The following is a 15,107-nucleotide window of genomic DNA, read 5'->3' as shown; positions in this document are numbered from 1 at the left end:
ACACCATGGCTCGCTCCGATGTCCTAGTCTCCGCCGACTGGGCTGAGCAGAACCTCAACGCCCCCAAGACCGTTTTCGTCGAGGTGGATGAGGACACCAGCGCATACGACGGCGGCCACATCGAAGGCGCCATCCGCCTCGACTGGCGCAAGGACCTGCAGGACGGCGTCCGTCGTGACTTCCTGAACCAGCAGCAGTTCTCCGATCTTCTGTCCGCCAAGGGCGTCGCCAACGACGACACCATCGTTCTCTACGGCGGCAACAACAACTGGTTCGCGGCGTACGCGTACTGGTACTTCAAGCTCTACGGCCACCAGGACGTCAAGCTGATCGACGGCGGCCGCAAGAAGTGGGAGCTCGACGGGCGTCCCCTCTCCAAGGAGACCGTCACCCGCGAGGCCACCCAGTACAAGGCCGAGGCCCCCGACCTGTCGATCCGCGCGTTCCGCGACGAGGTCATCGACGCCATCGGCAGCAAGAACCTCGTCGACGTGCGTTCGCCCGACGAGTTCTCCGGCAAGATCCTCGCTCCCGCTCACCTGCCGCAGGAGCAGGCGCAGCAGCGTGGACACGTCCCCACGGCCATCAACATCCCGTGGAGCACCACCGCAAACGAGGACGGCACGTTCAAGTCGGACGACGACCTGGAGAAGCTGTACTCGGAGAAGGGCTACGACGAGTCCAAGCCCACCATCGCGTACTGCCGTATCGGCGAGCGCTCCAGCCACACCTGGTTCGTGCTCAAGGAGATCCTCGGCAAGTCCGATGTCAAGAACTACGACGGCAGCTGGGTCGAATACGGCTCACTCGTCGGCGCACCCATCGAGTTGGAGGTTCACTGAGCCATGTGTGGAGCACCTGTACAGACCCAGACCCTGCCCGCGGGCGTCGACGTCGAGAAGGAAACGGTCATCACCGGCCGCGTTCTCGCCGCTGACGGACAGCCGATCGGTGGAGCGTTCGTGCGTCTCCTCGACGGCGGCGGAGAGTTCACCGCCGAGGTCGTCGCCTCGGGCACCGGAGACTTCCGCTTCTTCGCCGCTCCCGGCGAGTGGACCGTGCGTGCACTGTCCAGCTCCGGCAACGGCACCTCGACGGTGAGCCCGTCGAGCGCAGGCGTGCACAACGTCGACGTCACGGTCGGCGAGTAGTCACCAGCCGACGACACCAGAAGGGCCCCGCTCCGATCCGGAGCGGGGCCCTTCTGTCGTGCCGGATCTACTTGCCCGGCGCGGCTGGAATGGTCTCGCCGTCCTTCTCCGACTGCGCGAGCGCGGTGATCCAGTCGACGACCTTCTCGCTCTCCCAGTACCAGGGGTCGTTCGGATTGTTGTTCCAGTAGAACAGGTGCTGGATGAAGCCCAGGAAGATGTACGGCTTGATCACCAGTTCGAAGACGTCCCTGTTGTCCTCGACGAACCCCGGGCCCTCGTCCGCGAGCTTCGCCTTCACGACCTCCGAACCGGGACCCATCGCCCAGTTGAGCGCCTCGACGATCTGCTCCTGAGACACCTGCATGTTCCGGTCCGGGCCGTCGGGGTCGTAGGTCCGGTCGGCGACCTTGCGGAGAACGTCCAGGAAGGACTCGTCGGAGGCAAACCAGTCTTCGTGGGTGACGATGTGCACGATCGACCGCGCCGCCATGTTCGTCACCGCATTCGCGAAGTCGGAGACCGTCTGGCCCGGGTTCAGCAGGGTGAAGTGCATCTGTCCCAGCACCCCGAGCGCCAGTTCGAGGACGGCGATCTCCTGCGGCGCGTCGCACGCGATGTCGTAGGGGCGGCAGGCGTAGGTGATCTTGCCGTCGAGAGCGCCGTAATCGGCCGGCTCCGACGACATGAATCCGCCTCCGGGCGGGCCGGGTTCGCCCATCGAGGGGGTGCCCGCGGGACGGTACGGGTCGCCGATCAACGCGACGCCGGCGATGTCGTCGGCGGTAACCAGAGCATTACTGTCGCGGTGGCCGAGTTCGCGCGACACCCTTTCGACCACCTCGGCGCCGACGCTGTATCCGAGCAGCACGTACTTGGTGGCGTCGCCGCACTTCGCCTTGTTCTCGTCGAGGATCCTGTTCGTCGACGCGACACCCGCCGCCATCGAATCCTGGTATGTCGGAACGGGTTGCAGCAGACCCAGGCCGTACGTGGACGGGTAGGGCACGTACATCCACCCCACCGTCCCCGGATCGTCCTTGTTGGCCTCGCCGGTCGGCACCGTCACGTTGCCCACCCAGTTCGACCAGAGCTGACGGTTCTCGTCTGCCAGAGGGTTGCGGTCCTCCGTCGAGTCGGTGGCGCCGGACACGGCGACGATCATCACGTCGGGGCAGTCGGCGGCGTAGTTGTTCGGATCGACACGGTCCGTGTCGGCACTTCCCGAATCTGCACTTCCCGAGCCCGCGCTCCCGGTGTCGGGCGCGGCGACGGCAAAGCCGGGAGCACCGAACGCGGTGGCGGTCAGCAGCAGCACCGTCGCCGCGAGCGCGGCCCGCACCGGACCGGTGACGGCAGTACTCGATCGAAGCATGGGACCTCCGGGAGGGACGGGAGACGAGACGACCGCATGAGAATGTTCGGAACCGACCGGGTGGTCGCCTTCGAGAAACCGTAGCCGCAGTGACGGTAAGCCGCCTCCCGTTTCGACCGTTCGACGGGTTCGGTTTAGGATGTCCCCGTGGTTATCTTCTTCGAGGTACTTCTTGTCCTTGCCGCCGTGTTGATCACGTGGTTCTCGCTCTACACGATCTACCGCCTGGTCACCGACGAGTCGTGAGTCAGAACCCGGACGCAGGCGCAGATCCGCCTTCCGAGCACCCGACTACGAGCGCGCCCGCTGGGGACACCCCCACCGTGCGTCGTGGTAGCGGTGACGCAGCTGTCGCGGACGCCATCGAGCGTTCCAAGACGACGGCGTCGCGGAACATCCCGCAGCTTCCGGACCTTCCGCTGCCCGAGGACACCGCAAATCTGCGGCTCGGCCCGGATCTGAACAACGAACTCCTCGCAGTACTGCCCCTCGTGGGTGTGTGGCGCGGTGAAGGGGAAGGCCACGACCCCGACACAGGCGACTACCCCTTCGGGCAGCAGATCATCGTCTCCCACAACGGTGGCAACTACCTCAAGTGGGAATCCCAGACCTGGGTTCTCGACGCCGACGGCGAATACGTGCGCCCCGACCTCCACGAGACCGGCTTCTGGCGGATCAGCGGAGACGGCATTCCCGGCAGCACCGACGAGGAAGTCGTCGAACTCCTCCTCGCCCACAGCTCCGGCATCGTCGAACTGTTCTATGGCCAGGCCCTCACCCAGTCGTCGTGGGAACTCGCGACCGACGTCGTGATCCGCAGCACCTCCGGTGTTCTCGTCGGCGGCGCCAAGCGCCTCTACGGCATCGTCGAGGGCGGCGACCTCGCCTACGTCGAGGAACGCATCATCGCCGACGGTGAGCTGCGTCCCCACCTCTCCGCGCGGCTGTCCCGCTACGTTGGCTAGCGCCCGTGAGTACTTATTAACCGCGGGCGGTTAACAAGTACTCACGGCTCGGGTTATCCACAACCTGAGGTTCATCCACAGGGCAGTTGAGATCGGCCTGTTTCGGCCGAATCCTGTCGGTCGGCTTCCGCACCGTCGCGTCCATGACGACTGCGACGATCGACTTCCGGCCCGAATTCCAAACAGTCCTCGACTATCAGCACGGCCTCGTCACGGCCCGGCAACTTCGCGGACTGGGCATCTCGACCCGGCAAATTCAGCACATGGTGGAGTCCGGCCAGTGGTCGGCGGTTCTGCACGGCGTCTACGCCGTCACGAACGGTCCGCTCGACCGGCCGATGAGGCTGTGGGCGGCGCTGCTGTTCGGCGGTCCCCGAGCGATCCTCAGTCATCGGACTGCGGCCGAGGAGTGGGGGCTGATGCCCGTCGACCCTGACGGGCCGATTCACGTCACCGTGCCCTACGGATTGTCTGCGGAGCCGCAGGAACCGACGTATCGGAAGGTCGGCCGGCGATCCGACCGTCCCGTTCCCCGCGAGGGCGATCTCCTGCACCCCGGGGTCGTGGTGCACCGGTCCCGGGCGCACGCCCACATCCTCGTCCCGACGCTTCCGCCTCGAACGTCCCGGGCCGACACCGTCGTCGATCTCGCCGTCGCGGAGCCGTCGGCGGTGGCGGCCGCACGGGTCCTGGTCTCAGCGGTCACCGGCAGCGACATTCCGGTCCACGAGTTGCTCCGACGGATCGAGCAGCGTCCACCGCGCAGATACCGCAGGGCTCTCACCGATGCGCTGACGTTCGTCTCCGGCGGGGTCCAGTCGATTCTCGAGCACCGGTACGCCGTCGACGTCGAACTCGCGCACGGACTACCGGCCGCCCGACGACAGTCGCCGGTTCTCGTCGACGGAAGAACCCTCTACGAGGACGTGGACTACTCGGACAGCGGCGTTCCGCTCTTCGTGCGCCTGGACGGACTGCGGTACCACTCGTCGCGGTCGGTGGCGCTGCGCGACCGTCGTCGCGGCAACGCGGCGGAACTCGCCGGCAAGGCGACGCTGGTCTACGGCTGGGATGAGGTGACGCGGCGCTCGTGCGAGGTCGCGGCCGAGGTGCGGACGGTGCTCGAGCGGGGCGGCTGGAGTGGGCCGAACCCGTGCCCGCGCTGCCGTGAGTACTTGTTAACGTCGGGCGGTTGATAAGTACTCACGGGCGCGGAGCGCACAACGGCCCCCGAGCCTTCCGGTGCGTGTGCACCGGGTCCGATCTGGACCAGACCGGGGGCTCGGGGGCCGGGTAGCTGCCTGGGATTCGCTCGCCGCTCGCGCGGTCAGTGAATTCCGTCAGCGGTAGCGGCTAGCTGGCAGCCACCTCACGTGTCCGTCTGTCATTCAATTTCAGACCACCTCCTTCCTCGTGTACTGAAGAAAGTACGCCGCACTCACGGAGTCGGCAACGCATTTTCGCTCTCAACTTTCTCCACTCGTATCACCAGGTCAGCGCTGGTATCCTCCGGAAGCTGGTGGGTGACCACCACGACGGTGCGCTGCGCAGACACCAGTCCGCCGTCGCGCGCGAGCAGTCGCCGGAGCAGGTCGGCGCCCGCGTCGGCGTCGAGGTGTTCGGTCGGTTCGTCCAGCAACAGCACCCGCGCGGGCGAGAGCAGCGCCCGGGCGAGGAGCAGCCGGCGACGCTGTCCACCGGACACCGCCCTGGCACCGCCGGCGAGGGTCGTGTGCACGCCCTCCGGCAGCCCCGACACCCATCCGCCGAGCCCGACGGACTCCAGGACGGTCAGCGCCTCCGCGTCCTGGAGGTCGCCGCGCGCCACCCGCAGATTCTCGAGGACGGACGTGTCGAAGAGGTGTGCGTCCTCCGCGAAGAATCCGACGTTCCGGCGGAGAGCCTCGGACCTGATGCTGTGCAGGTCGAGTCCGTCGACCCGCACCGACCCCGATACCGGCGGGAGCAACCCGGCCAGGGTCATCAGGGTGGTCGTCTTCCCGGACCCGCTGCCGCCGACGATCGCGACCCGGAAGCCGGGCCGCAGGTCGAGGTCGAGCGGGGCGGTGACCTGCCCTCCGGGCCAGCCGCACCGCAGGTCCTTCGCGACGACCTCGGCGGGCCCGTCCAGTTCCCGGTCGCCGGGGTGCGGATCCGCGACGGCGGCGTCGAGCACGGCGAGTATGCGGCGCGACGCGATCCGGGCCCGGGTCAGCGCGACGGCCGCGGCGGGCAGCGCGACCGTGGCCTCGAACGCGGACAGCGGCAGGAGCACGAGGATGCCGAGCGCCATCGGGCTCATGGTCCCCGACGAGTACAGGCCCATCCCGATGAGCAGTGACGCGATCACACTCACGCCCACCGCGAGTGGTGTGGCGGCGTCCGCGAACGCGCTGGGTGCGGCGGCGCGGTCGGTGGCCGCGACCGCGGCGTGTTCGGAGCGGACCGCCCGCGACACGGTCCGGTCGAGGCGACCCGCGACGCGGAGTTCCGCGGCGTGATCGAGTGCCGTGACGGCGTCCTCGCTGAACCGGGCACGCGCGTCGGCGCCGGACGTCTCGGCCAGGCGGGCGGCCCGCGCGGACAACCAGGGCGCCGCGACCCCCGACACCGCGAGCGCCACCGCGAGCACGAGTGCCGAGGCGGGCGAGATCACCGCGAGGATGCCGACGGCGGCCACGGCCAGGACGACGGACACGGCGATGGGGACGAGCGCGCGGACGACGACGTCACCGAGGGTGTCGACGTCGGCACCGGTGCGGGTGAGCAGTTCGCCGCGGCGCAGGCCGGCAGCGGCCGCGGGGTCGCCGTCGGCCAGCCGCTGGTACAGCTGGGTGCGGGCGGACGTGGTCCCGCGCAGCGCGGTGTCGTGGGTGGCCAGCCGCTCGAGGTAGCGGAAGACGCCGCGGGAGATGCCCAGCGCCCGCACCGCCACGACGGCGACGCTGAGGTCCAGGACGGGCGGCATCTGCCACGCCCTCGTGATCAACCACGCCGACAGCGCCGCGAGTGCGAGCGCACTGCCCAGCGTGGCGACGCCGGCGGTGACGGCCCGCACTACCCGTCCCGGTTGCAGGTCGAGGAGCGGCAATGCCCGGATCAGCGGGTCACGCGACATCGGCGCTCACCTCGATCACCCGGTCGGCGGCCGCGAGCACGGTCGGCCGGTGCCCCACCACCACGACGGTGCGGCCGGCGGCGGCCAGGCTCCGCAGCGAATCGAGCACGGTCCGCTCCGACGCGTCGTCGAGGTGTGCAGTGGGTTCGTCGAGCACCAGGACGGGCCGCCGGGTGGCCAGCACGCGAGTGAGTGCGAGCCGCTGCCGCTGGCCGAGCGACAGTCCCGTTCCGCCGGATCCGACGCGCGTGGTCCAGCCGTCCGGGAGTTCGGCGAGAACCTCGTCGAAACCCGTCGCCGCACAGGCCTGTTCGAGGTCGACGACCTCGCCGATGAGCCGAAGGTTCTCGTCCAGGGTGCCGGGAACGAGGACGGGGTGCTGCGGAAGCCACGCCACCTGCGCCCACCATGCGGACCGGTCGAGCGCACTCACGGCGGTGCCCGCCACCCGCACCTCGCCGTGCTCGGGTTCGACGAGGCCGAGAAGTGCCTGCACCGCAGTCGACTTCCCGGAACCGTTGGGTCCGGTCAGCACGGTCACCGCACCGGGTTCGAGGGTTCCGGTCAGTCCGTGCGGTGCCAGGCCGCGCCGGGACCGGACGTCGAGTCCGTCGAATTCGATTCGCGCCCCGGCCGCGTCGACAACGACCGCACCGTCGGCGGCGTCGTCGTCGTCGGGACGATCGGTATCGATGACGGCGAAGGCGCGGCTCGCCGCGGCCATTCCGTCCTCGGCGGCGTGGAACTGGGTTCCGACCATCCGCAGCGGAAGGTACACCTCGGGCGCGAGGATCAGTGCCACGATTCCCGCCTCGAGTTCCATCCCCCCGTACACCAGCCGCAGTCCGATGCTCACGGCGACGAGTGCGACGCAGAGCGTGGCCAGCAGTTCCAGCACCATCGACGACAGGAACGCCACCCGCAACGCCGACATCGTGGTGCGGCGGTGGGCGTCGCCGAGTTCACGCACCCGCGTCGCCGGCCCCTGTTCGCGACCCAGCGCGCGGAGTGTGGGCAGGCCGGCCAGGAGGTCGAGCAGCTGGGACGACAGCGTGGTCATCGCGGTCAGCGTCTTGGCGGCCTTGCCCCTGGTGAGCAGGCCGATGAGGATCATGAAGACCGGGATGAGCGGCAGCGTGACGAAGATGATCGCCGCCGACGTCAGATCCTGAAACGCGATGACCGCGAGTGTCGCCGGTGTGAGCGTCGCCGCGAGGACCAGCGCCGGCAGATACCCGGTGAGATACGGTACGAGACCGTCGATTCCGCGGGTGAGCACGGTTGCGATCTCGTCCCGCCGCGGGTCGAGCTCGCGCGGTCGCAGGCGGGTGGCGACACCGAGGACCTCCCCCTTCAGCTCCGCCACCACCCGGGTGGCGGACCGGTGCGCGAACCGGGACTGCAGCCAGGTGCCGAGCACTCGCACCCCCACCGCACCGGCGAGCACCACCAGTTCGGTGGACCACCGCCCGAGGTCGGTGGCGTCGTCGACGATGACCCCGCCGAGCACGCGGCCGATCATGAGCGCCGACACGATGACCATCGCGACGTTGACGATCGACAGCGCGACCGTGAGGACGAGATACCCGCGCGCCGCCGCGGAGTAGCGCCACAGGCGGGGATCGACGGGGCGCCGGGAGCGTCGCGCCCCGCCGGGACGTTCGCCGGCCGGGCGGGGTGCGTCGCCTACCACTGTGCTCATCTGCGCTCGAGCGGGAGACCGATCGACGGCGGGATGTGCTTGGTCGAGATCCGTTGGCGGAATACCCAGTACGTCCAGCCCTGGTAGATCAGCACCACCGGAGTGAGGAACGCGGCGGCCCACGTCATCACCTTCAGCGTGTACGGACTCGACGACGCGTTGTCGATGGTCAGGTTGTACGCGGCGTCCAGCGTGGACGGCATGACGTTGGGGAACAGCGAGCCGAACAGCAGGGCCACGGTGGCGACGACCGCGATCGACGTGAGCAGGAACGCCCAGCCCTCACGCTCGGCGCGGGTGAACGCGACCACCCCGAGGAGTGCGGCGGCGGCGATCGCGACGAGGATCCACGTCCAGCCCTTGCCGTGCGCCAGCTGCGTCCACAGCACGAACGCGCCTGCCACCGGGACGGCCGGGATCGCCAGCTTGGACGCCAGTTCGACGGCATCCGTGCGTACTTCGTCGGCCGTCTTCAGGGCGAGGAACACCGCGCCGTGCAGGGCGAACACGAGTGCGGTCGTCAGACCACCCAGCAACGCATAGGGATTGAGCAGATCGAAGAGGCTCGAGGTGACCTGCTTGTCGGCGTCGATGTCGACGCCCCGCACGATGTTCGCGAACGCGACACCCCACAGCACGGCAGGCACCCAGGACCCGAAGACGATGCCCCAGTCGCACCGCCTGCGCCAGGTGTCGTCGTCGATCTTGCCGCGGTACTCGATGGCGCAGATCCGGACGATGAGCGCGACGAGAATGATCAGCAGCGGCAGATAGAAGCCGGAGAACAAGGTGGCGTACCACTCCGGGAACGCGGCGAACAACGCGCCGCCACCGGTGATGAGCCATACCTCGTTGCCGTCCCACACGGGCCCGATGGTGTTGAGCACGACCCGCCGCCGCGTGTCCCCGTTCGGGTCCTTGCGCCTGCCCAGCACCGGCATCAGCATGCCGACACCGAAATCGAATCCCTCGAGGACGAAGTACCCGATGAAGAGCACCGCGATCAGGATGAACCACACTTCTTGAAGTCCCATGACCGTCTCCCCTAGTACGCGAACGAGAGTTGCTCGGGCTTGCCCGGTTCTTCGGGCTCGTCGTGGTCGTCACCCGGTGGATGCGCGTCGTGTTCGAGTGGTCCCTCGACCGTGTAGCGGCGGATCAGCGTGAACCACACGACGGCCAGCGCCCCGTAGACCACCGTGAACGTGATGAGCGAGACCCAGACGGTCCACGGGGAGTGATTCGAGACGCCCTGGTCGACAGTCAGTCTGATCATGTCGACACCGGTCGGGTTGGGTGCCACGACCCACGGTTGGCGGCCCATCTCGGTGAAGACCCAGCCCGCGCTGTTCCCGAGGAACGGTGTCGGGATGACGGCGATCGACAACCAGCCGAACCACTTCTTGTCCGGGACACGGCCGCCGCGGGTCATCCACAGACCGACCACGGCGAGCAGCGCCGACCCGGCGGCCCAGCCGATCATCGCGCGGAACGTCCAGTAGGTGACGAACAGGTTGGGCTTGTAGTTGCCGGGCCCGTACATCTCCTCGTAGCGGGCCTGGATCTCGGTGACGCCCTCGATGGTGGAGTCGAACGTGCCGTCCGCCAGGAACGAGGTGAGCCCGGGGATCTTGATGAGCTGGGTGATGCTCTCACAGTTGTTCTGGGTGCCGACGGTGAGGATCGAGAAGTCGGCACCGGTTTCGGTGTGGCACAGTGATTCGGCCGATGCCATCTTCATGGGTTGCTGTTCGAACATCAGCTTGCCCTGGATGTCGCCGGTGATCGCGAGTCCGATGCCCGAGGCGACCATCACCCACAGGGCGAGGATGGTGACCGGACGGAACATCGTCCGGGCGGTCTCCTCGTGCTTCTTCGCCACTTCGGGTTCGGTGGCTTCCTTCGATTTGCGCATGCTGCGCACCATCCACCAGCCGCCGACGCCGGCCACGAACGTGCCTGCCGTGAGGAACGCTCCGGCCACGACGTGCGGGAAGGCCGCCAGCGCTGTGTTGTTGGTGAGCAGTTCCCAGATGCTGGTGAGTTCCGCGCGCCCGGTCTCGGGGTTGTACACGGCCCCGACCGGGTGCTGCATGAACGAGTTGGCGGTGATGATGAAGTACGCGGACGCGTTCACACCGATCGCGACGAGCCAGATGGTGGCGAGGTGGACGAGCTTGGGCAGCCGTCCCCAGCCGAAGATCCAGAGGCCCAGGAACGTCGACTCGAGGAAGAAGGCGACCAGTCCCTCGAGGGCGAGGGGTGCGCCGAACACGTCACCGACGAAGCGTGAGTACTCGCTCCAGTTCATCCCGAACTGGAATTCCTGCACGATGCCGGTGGCGACGCCGAGCGCGAAGTTGATCAGAAAGAGCTTCCCGAAGAACTTGGTGAGCCGGTACCAGTGGTCCTTTCCGGTGACCACCCACATCGTCTGCATGACGGCGATCAGCGGGGCGAGCCCGATCGTCAGCGGAACGAGGATGAAGTGATAGACGGTGGTTATGCCGAACTGCCACCGGGAGACATCCAAGGCATCCATGGCTACTCCGAAACTGGGCCCGTAGGACTGGCTTCAGGGCCGGAGCGTGGGCTTCCGCCCGACCCTTGAAAACAACGTACTGCGAGGTCGTTTCCCCCGCAGGACTTTGCTACTACGAAATGTAGTAGACCTGTCAAGCCTCCGCGGACTCGGCACCCGCCGTCTCGACCGCGAGGTCGACCAGCTCGACGATCTCGTCGGCGAGCGGTGCGTCGGGCAGGGCAAGGCCGTCGATCTTGCGCACGCGCGCGGCCATGGTGACGCTGGAGATGAGCCAAACACCTTCCGCCGTAATGAGATCCGCCGGACGCAGCGCCGCGTACTCACAGCGAAACCCCTTGCCGGACGCCACCTCGTACAGCGCCTGCTGCGTCGTTCCGGGCAGGATTCCGTGCTCCGGCGGCGGCGTGAGGAGGTGCCTGTCGCGGGCGATGACCACCGTGGAACGTGGCCCTTCCAACACATTGCCCTCACTGCTGACGAAGATCACATCGTCGGCGCCGAGTGTCGCCGCATACCGCAGCGCCGCCATGTTCGTCGCATACGACAAGGTCTTCGCCCCGAGCAGCTGCCACGGCGCACTCGCCGACAGATCCACCGAATAGCCGCGGGCCAGTGTGAGTACCGACACCCCGTCGCGTCGTGCCTCCCGAATCCGCTCGGACACCGGCCCGACGGTGACGAAGGCGGTCGCGTCGCCACCGGACTCCCGGCCGCGGCTGAGCACGAGTCGCATCGCGCCCTCCCGCTCCGACCCCCACTCCTCGACGGCCAGCTCGAGGGCCAGGCGCCACTCGTCCAGGTCCTGAATGGGCAATCCGAGGGCGCGCGCCGACGCGACGAGACGGGCGAGGTGGGGCTCGATCTTCAGGGCGCGACCGCCGCGCACCAACAGGGTCTCGAAGACACCGTCGCCGCGCACCACCGCCAGATCGTCCGCGTGCAGCAGCGGGGCATCCGCGTCCCGCACCTCGTGGTCCAGTGTCACCAGCACTCGATCAGACATGACACCCAGCCTATCGACCCTGCTGACCGCCACCTGTGGTCCATGGTCCCTAGACTGGGTTCGTGGTCGACAAACTGCCCGTCTCACCCAGTCCACTCCTCACGGCCCCGGGCGCGGTCCCTGCGCCCGAAGGCTCTCCCGACGCCGGCGTCGCCTGGCATCACGGCGATCCACTCGGCGAACAACGCAATGCCGAACGTTCCGCGGTGGTCGTCGACCGTTCCCACCGGTTCGTCATCGCGATCAGCGGACCCGAACGACTCACCTGGCTGCACACCATCTCGAGCCAGCACGTCGCCGCGCTCCCCGACGGCGGGAGCGCCGAGAACCTCAGCCTCGACGTCAACGGCCGCGTCGAGCACCACTTCGTCCAGACCGATCTGGACGGCGTCACCTGGATCGACACCGAGGCCGACCGCGGACCCGACCTCCTGTCGTTCCTCACCAAGATGGTGTTCTGGTCCAAGGCCGAGCCCCGCGAGGGCAACGAGCTCGCGGTCCTCAGTGTGATCGGCCCCGTCGCCGTGACGGTCCTCGACGCAGCCGGTGTCGTGGCACCCGCCGAGCCGTATGCCGCCGCCGCGGTGCCCGGGGGCGGGTTCGTCCGCCGCATGCCGTGGCCGACCGCCGAGTCCTTCGACCTGCTGATCCCGCGGGAAGGACTCGCGACGTGGTGGGGCCGGCTCACCGCCGCCGGCGCCGCTCCCGCGGGAACGTGGGCGTTCGAGGCACTCCGGGTGGCCGCCGCACGGCCCCGGATCGGACTCGACACCGACGACCGCACCATCCCGCACGAGGTCCGCTGGATCGGCGGTCCCGCCGAGCACGGCGCCGTCCACCTGGAGAAGGGCTGCTACCGCGGCCAGGAGACGGTGGCCCGCGTCCACAATCTCGGCAAACCGCCCCGTCACCTCGTCCTGCTGCACCTCGACGGCAGCGCCGAGGGCAGGCCCGAACCGGGCGACCCGGTGACGGCGGGAGGCCGTGCGGTCGGACGGATCGGCACCGTGATCGACCATCACGAGCTCGGACCCATCGCGCTGGCCCTCGTCAAACGGTCCATCCCCACCGACACCGAATTGGTGGTCGGCTCGTGCGCCGCGTCGATCGACCCCGACTCCGTGCCCGCGGACGACACGGTCCAGGCGGGCCGCGCCGCCGTCGACCGGCTCCGGGGCCGATGAGCGAGGCGACCGCGACGGCAGGCGAGGTGCTGGCCGTCTGCGTGCTGCACACCGAGCGGGACAGCGGCACCCGGCGGGTCACCCGGACGGCGATCGACAAGCGGCCGGTCGACGGCCCCGTGCGCGTCACGACCGCCGGACTGGTCGGCGACCACGTCTGCGACACCGAATACCACGGGGGCCCGTTCAAGGCCGTCTACGCCTACCAGGAGGACGAGGCGCAGCGCTGGGCGTCGGAGCTCGGCCGCGAACTGCCCCCGGGATGGTTCGGCGAGAACCTCCGTCTCGACGGGATCGCCGCGACCGACGCCGTGATCGGCGAGCGGTGGCGGATCGGCACCACCGAACTGGAGGTGACCAGCCCGCGGACGCCGTGCGGCACGTTCGGCGTCTGGGCCGCCGAGCCCCGATGGGTCAAGCGGTTCTCCGAACGCGCCGACACGGGCGCGTACCTGCGGGTGGTGACGGAGGGGTCGGTCACCGCCGGCGACACCGTCCAGCGCATCCACGTGCCCGGCCACGGCGTCACCGTGCGCGATCTGTTCACCGGCCGCGACCCGGAACGGTTCGTGGCGCTGCTCGAACAGCAGGAGAACCTCTCTCCGACCGTCGCGGACAAGGCCCGCCGACGGATCGCCGGACTGGAAGTGCAGGTCACGTATTGAGCATCGAACTGGTCGAGGTCGTACGTTCCGGATTCCGTGAGTGCGTCCACCGCGGTTCCGCGGTGATCCTCCGCGCGGACGGCGAGATCGCGCTCACCCTCGGTGAGGTGCACACGCCGATCTATCCGAGGTCGTCGAACAAGCCGTGGCAGGCCGTGACGATGCTGCGGAACGGCTTCGAACCGTCCAGTTCCGAAGAGCTCGCGATCGCGACCGCATCCCACGAGGGCGAGTCGGACCACATCGAACTCGTCGAGCGGCTGCTCGCCCGGTACGGCCTCGACGAGGACCAGCTCCGCTGTCCCGCCGATCTGCCCTCCAACGAACTCGCCCGGGCCGAACTGCTGGCCGCCGGTGAGCTCCCCCGCCCGGTGTACATGAACTGCTCCGGCAAGCACGCCGCGATGCTCGCCACGTGCCTGGCCAACGACTGGCCGTTGGACAGTTACCTCGAGCCGACGCATCCGCTGCAACTCGCGGTCGTCGAGACGCTCGGGTCGATCAGCGGCGACGTCGACGCCGAGCTCGGCATCGACGGATGCGGGCTGCCGATCGTCCCGCTGTCGCTGACGCATCTGGCTCGGGCGTTCGCCCGGCTCGTCACCGCCGAGCCCGACTCCCCCGAGCTCGCCGTCGCCGACGCCGTCCGCGAGCACCCCTACCTCGTCTCGGGCACCGGCAAGGACGACGCGCGCCTGATGCCGGTCGTGCCCGGGCTGATGACGAAGGCCGGAGCCGACGGTGTCTACGCCGGCGCGCTTCCCGACGGCTCGGCGTTCGCACTGAAGATCGACGACGGCCACGAACGGGCCCGGTTACCCCTCGCCGCAGCACTTCTCCACAGGATGGGCGCCGAGTGGACCGAGGATCTGGCGGCCCTCGCATCGCAGCCCGTGCTCGGCGGCGGCGTCCGAGTGGGGACGGTCCGGGCAATTCCGGGAGTCTTCTGAAGGCGAAATACCGGCATCGGGGCAGCTCGCGAGCCCGGTGAGACTAAACCGACACCGCTTCGGGGTGTGGATGGAAGCGCGAGGGACTTTTCCACGCTAGAGTGTGGGGCAGGAACTTACACACTCAAACGGGGCCGCCAAATTCCCCAGGCCGCCCCGCGAAAGCGCGAGGGGGTCAGCCATGGGCCGCGGCCGGGCTAAGGCAAAGCAGACCAAGGTTGCACGCGAGCTGAAGTACAGCGTACCGACCACGGATTTTGACAGCCTGCAACGAGAGCTCTCAGGTGGGTCGTCCAACTCGCATCGGGACGAGGTCTTCGCTGACCAGCGTGCCGACAGGGAGGGTCACTCCCGGGAGGACGACGACGACTGGCGGCGCTGAGATCTGAAGACAACGAAATGAGGGGGAGCCGACACCGGCTCCCCCTCATTTCCACATCTTCAGCCGG

The 15,107-nt window shown here is 68.5% G+C and carries 14 protein-coding genes; 8 read left to right on the top strand and 6 right to left on the bottom strand.

Going from position 1 to position 15,107, the window contains the following annotated elements:
• Nucleotides 1–5: 5 nt before the first annotated feature.
• Both HGB39_RS27785 and HGB39_RS27780 read left to right on the top strand, forming a co-directional pair.
• Nucleotides 6–842 (top strand): sulfurtransferase, encoded by an 837-nt coding sequence (locus HGB39_RS27785; protein ID WP_005254807.1) that lies wholly within the window; start codon nt 6–8, stop codon nt 840–842.
• Nucleotides 843–845: 3 nt separating this feature from the next.
• Nucleotides 846–1,151, top strand: a complete 306-nt coding sequence (locus HGB39_RS27780; RefSeq protein WP_005244353.1) for a DUF1416 domain-containing protein — start codon at nt 846–848, stop codon at nt 1,149–1,151.
• Between the two features lie 67 nt (nt 1,152–1,218).
• Here the strand turns inward: HGB39_RS27780 and HGB39_RS27775 are convergent, their stop codons facing one another.
• Entirely contained in the window at nt 1,219–2,526 is a 1,308-nt protein-coding gene (locus HGB39_RS27775; RefSeq protein ID WP_064080089.1) for a cutinase family protein, read from the bottom strand.
• Between the two features lie 323 nt (nt 2,527–2,849).
• Here HGB39_RS27775 and HGB39_RS27770 point away from each other — a divergent pair, with 323 nt between their 5' ends.
• A complete protein-coding gene (locus HGB39_RS27770; protein ID WP_005254810.1) occupies nt 2,850–3,491 on the top strand; it encodes a heme-binding beta-barrel domain-containing protein in 642 nt (213 codons plus the stop codon).
• An 86-nt stretch (nt 3,492–3,577) separates the two neighbouring features.
• Nucleotides 3,578–4,687 carry a type IV toxin-antitoxin system AbiEi family antitoxin domain-containing protein gene (locus HGB39_RS27765; RefSeq protein ID WP_005573167.1) on the top strand — a complete coding sequence of 370 codons (1,110 nt, stop codon included), beginning with the start codon at nt 3,578–3,580 and terminating at the stop codon, nt 4,685–4,687.
• 242 nt (nt 4,688–4,929) lie between these two features.
• On the opposite strand, the gene cydC is transcribed toward HGB39_RS27765, so the two are convergent.
• The 5 genes from cydC to HGB39_RS27740 form a co-directional block, all read right to left on the bottom strand.
• A complete protein-coding gene (cydC, locus tag HGB39_RS27760) occupies nt 4,930–6,609 on the bottom strand; it encodes a thiol reductant ABC exporter subunit CydC (RefSeq protein ID WP_064080088.1) in 1,680 nt (559 codons plus the stop codon).
• Nucleotides 6,599–8,311: a thiol reductant ABC exporter subunit CydD gene (gene cydD / locus HGB39_RS27755; protein WP_005567217.1), complete on the bottom strand. Its 1,713-nt coding sequence runs from the start codon at nt 8,309–8,311 to the stop codon at nt 6,599–6,601. Before cydD ends, cydC begins: the two co-directional genes overlap by 11 nt.
• Nucleotides 8,308–9,345 (bottom strand): cytochrome d ubiquinol oxidase subunit II, encoded by a 1,038-nt coding sequence (cydB, locus tag HGB39_RS27750; RefSeq protein WP_043790099.1) that lies wholly within the window; start codon nt 9,343–9,345, stop codon nt 8,308–8,310. Before cydB ends, cydD begins: the two co-directional genes overlap by 4 nt.
• Nucleotides 9,346–9,356: 11 nt before the next feature.
• Nucleotides 9,357–10,853, bottom strand: coding sequence for a cytochrome ubiquinol oxidase subunit I (locus HGB39_RS27745; protein WP_005567213.1), 1,497 nt, complete (start codon nt 10,851–10,853; stop codon nt 9,357–9,359).
• Between the two features lie 133 nt (nt 10,854–10,986).
• Nucleotides 10,987–11,859, bottom strand: a complete 873-nt coding sequence (locus tag HGB39_RS27740; RefSeq protein ID WP_005567211.1) for an aminodeoxychorismate lyase — start codon at nt 11,857–11,859, stop codon at nt 10,987–10,989.
• A gap of 62 nt (nt 11,860–11,921) precedes the next feature.
• Between HGB39_RS27740 and ygfZ the strand changes: the two genes are divergently transcribed.
• The 4 genes from ygfZ (at nt 11,922) to HGB39_RS27720 (ending at nt 15,040) form a co-directional block, all read left to right on the top strand.
• Complete coding sequence (gene ygfZ, locus HGB39_RS27735; RefSeq protein ID WP_064080087.1) at nt 11,922–13,043, top strand: CAF17-like 4Fe-4S cluster assembly/insertion protein YgfZ; 1,122 nt, start codon at nt 11,922–11,924, stop codon at nt 13,041–13,043.
• The gene (locus tag HGB39_RS27730; protein WP_064080086.1) at nt 13,040–13,708 is read left to right on the top strand and encodes an MOSC domain-containing protein; all 669 of its coding nucleotides are present in this window, start codon (nt 13,040–13,042) and stop codon (nt 13,706–13,708) included. Before ygfZ ends, HGB39_RS27730 begins: the two co-directional genes overlap by 4 nt.
• The gene (locus tag HGB39_RS27725; RefSeq protein WP_005561133.1) at nt 13,705–14,658 is read left to right on the top strand and encodes an asparaginase; all 954 of its coding nucleotides are present in this window, start codon (nt 13,705–13,707) and stop codon (nt 14,656–14,658) included. Before HGB39_RS27730 ends, HGB39_RS27725 begins: the two co-directional genes overlap by 4 nt.
• Before the next feature lie 181 nt (nt 14,659–14,839).
• Nucleotides 14,840–15,040, top strand: coding sequence for a DUF3073 domain-containing protein (locus tag HGB39_RS27720; RefSeq protein WP_005244376.1), 201 nt, complete (start codon nt 14,840–14,842; stop codon nt 15,038–15,040).
• The last annotated feature ends 67 nt before the right edge of the window (nt 15,041–15,107 follow it).

The sequence above is a fragment of the Rhodococcus opacus genome (assembly GCF_012396235.1).
Classification (GTDB): domain Bacteria; phylum Actinomycetota; class Actinomycetes; order Mycobacteriales; family Mycobacteriaceae; genus Rhodococcus_F; species Rhodococcus_F opacus.
Note: the sequence above shows the minus strand (reverse complement) of the source record. Positions and strands in the feature narration are given on the sequence as shown.

Bases quoted from the DNA above. Each gene is read 5' to 3' on its own strand.
- HGB39_RS27785 (WP_005254807.1), top strand. From the start codon at position 6: ATGGCTCGCTCCGATGTCCTAGTCTCCGCCGACTGGGCTGAGCAGAAC.
- HGB39_RS27780 (WP_005244353.1), top strand. From the start codon at position 846: ATGTGTGGAGCACCTGTACAGACCCAGACCCTGCCCGCGGGCGTCGAC.
- HGB39_RS27775 (WP_064080089.1), bottom strand. From the start codon at position 2,526: ATGCTTCGATCGAGTACTGCCGTCACCGGTCCGGTGCGGGCCGCGCTC.
- cydC (WP_064080088.1), bottom strand. From the start codon at position 6,609: ATGTCGCGTGACCCGCTGATCCGGGCATTGCCGCTCCTCGACCTGCAA.
- cydD (WP_005567217.1), bottom strand. From the start codon at position 8,311: ATGAGCACAGTGGTAGGCGACGCACCCCGCCCGGCCGGCGAACGTCCC.
- cydB (WP_043790099.1), bottom strand. From the start codon at position 9,345: ATGGGACTTCAAGAAGTGTGGTTCATCCTGATCGCGGTGCTCTTCATC.
- HGB39_RS27745 (WP_005567213.1), bottom strand. From the start codon at position 10,853: ATGGATGCCTTGGATGTCTCCCGGTGGCAGTTCGGCATAACCACCGTC.
- HGB39_RS27740 (WP_005567211.1), bottom strand. From the start codon at position 11,859: ATGTCTGATCGAGTGCTGGTGACACTGGACCACGAGGTGCGGGACGCG.
- HGB39_RS27730 (WP_064080086.1), top strand. From the start codon at position 13,040: ATGAGCGAGGCGACCGCGACGGCAGGCGAGGTGCTGGCCGTCTGCGTG.
- HGB39_RS27720 (WP_005244376.1), top strand. From the start codon at position 14,840: ATGGGCCGCGGCCGGGCTAAGGCAAAGCAGACCAAGGTTGCACGCGAG.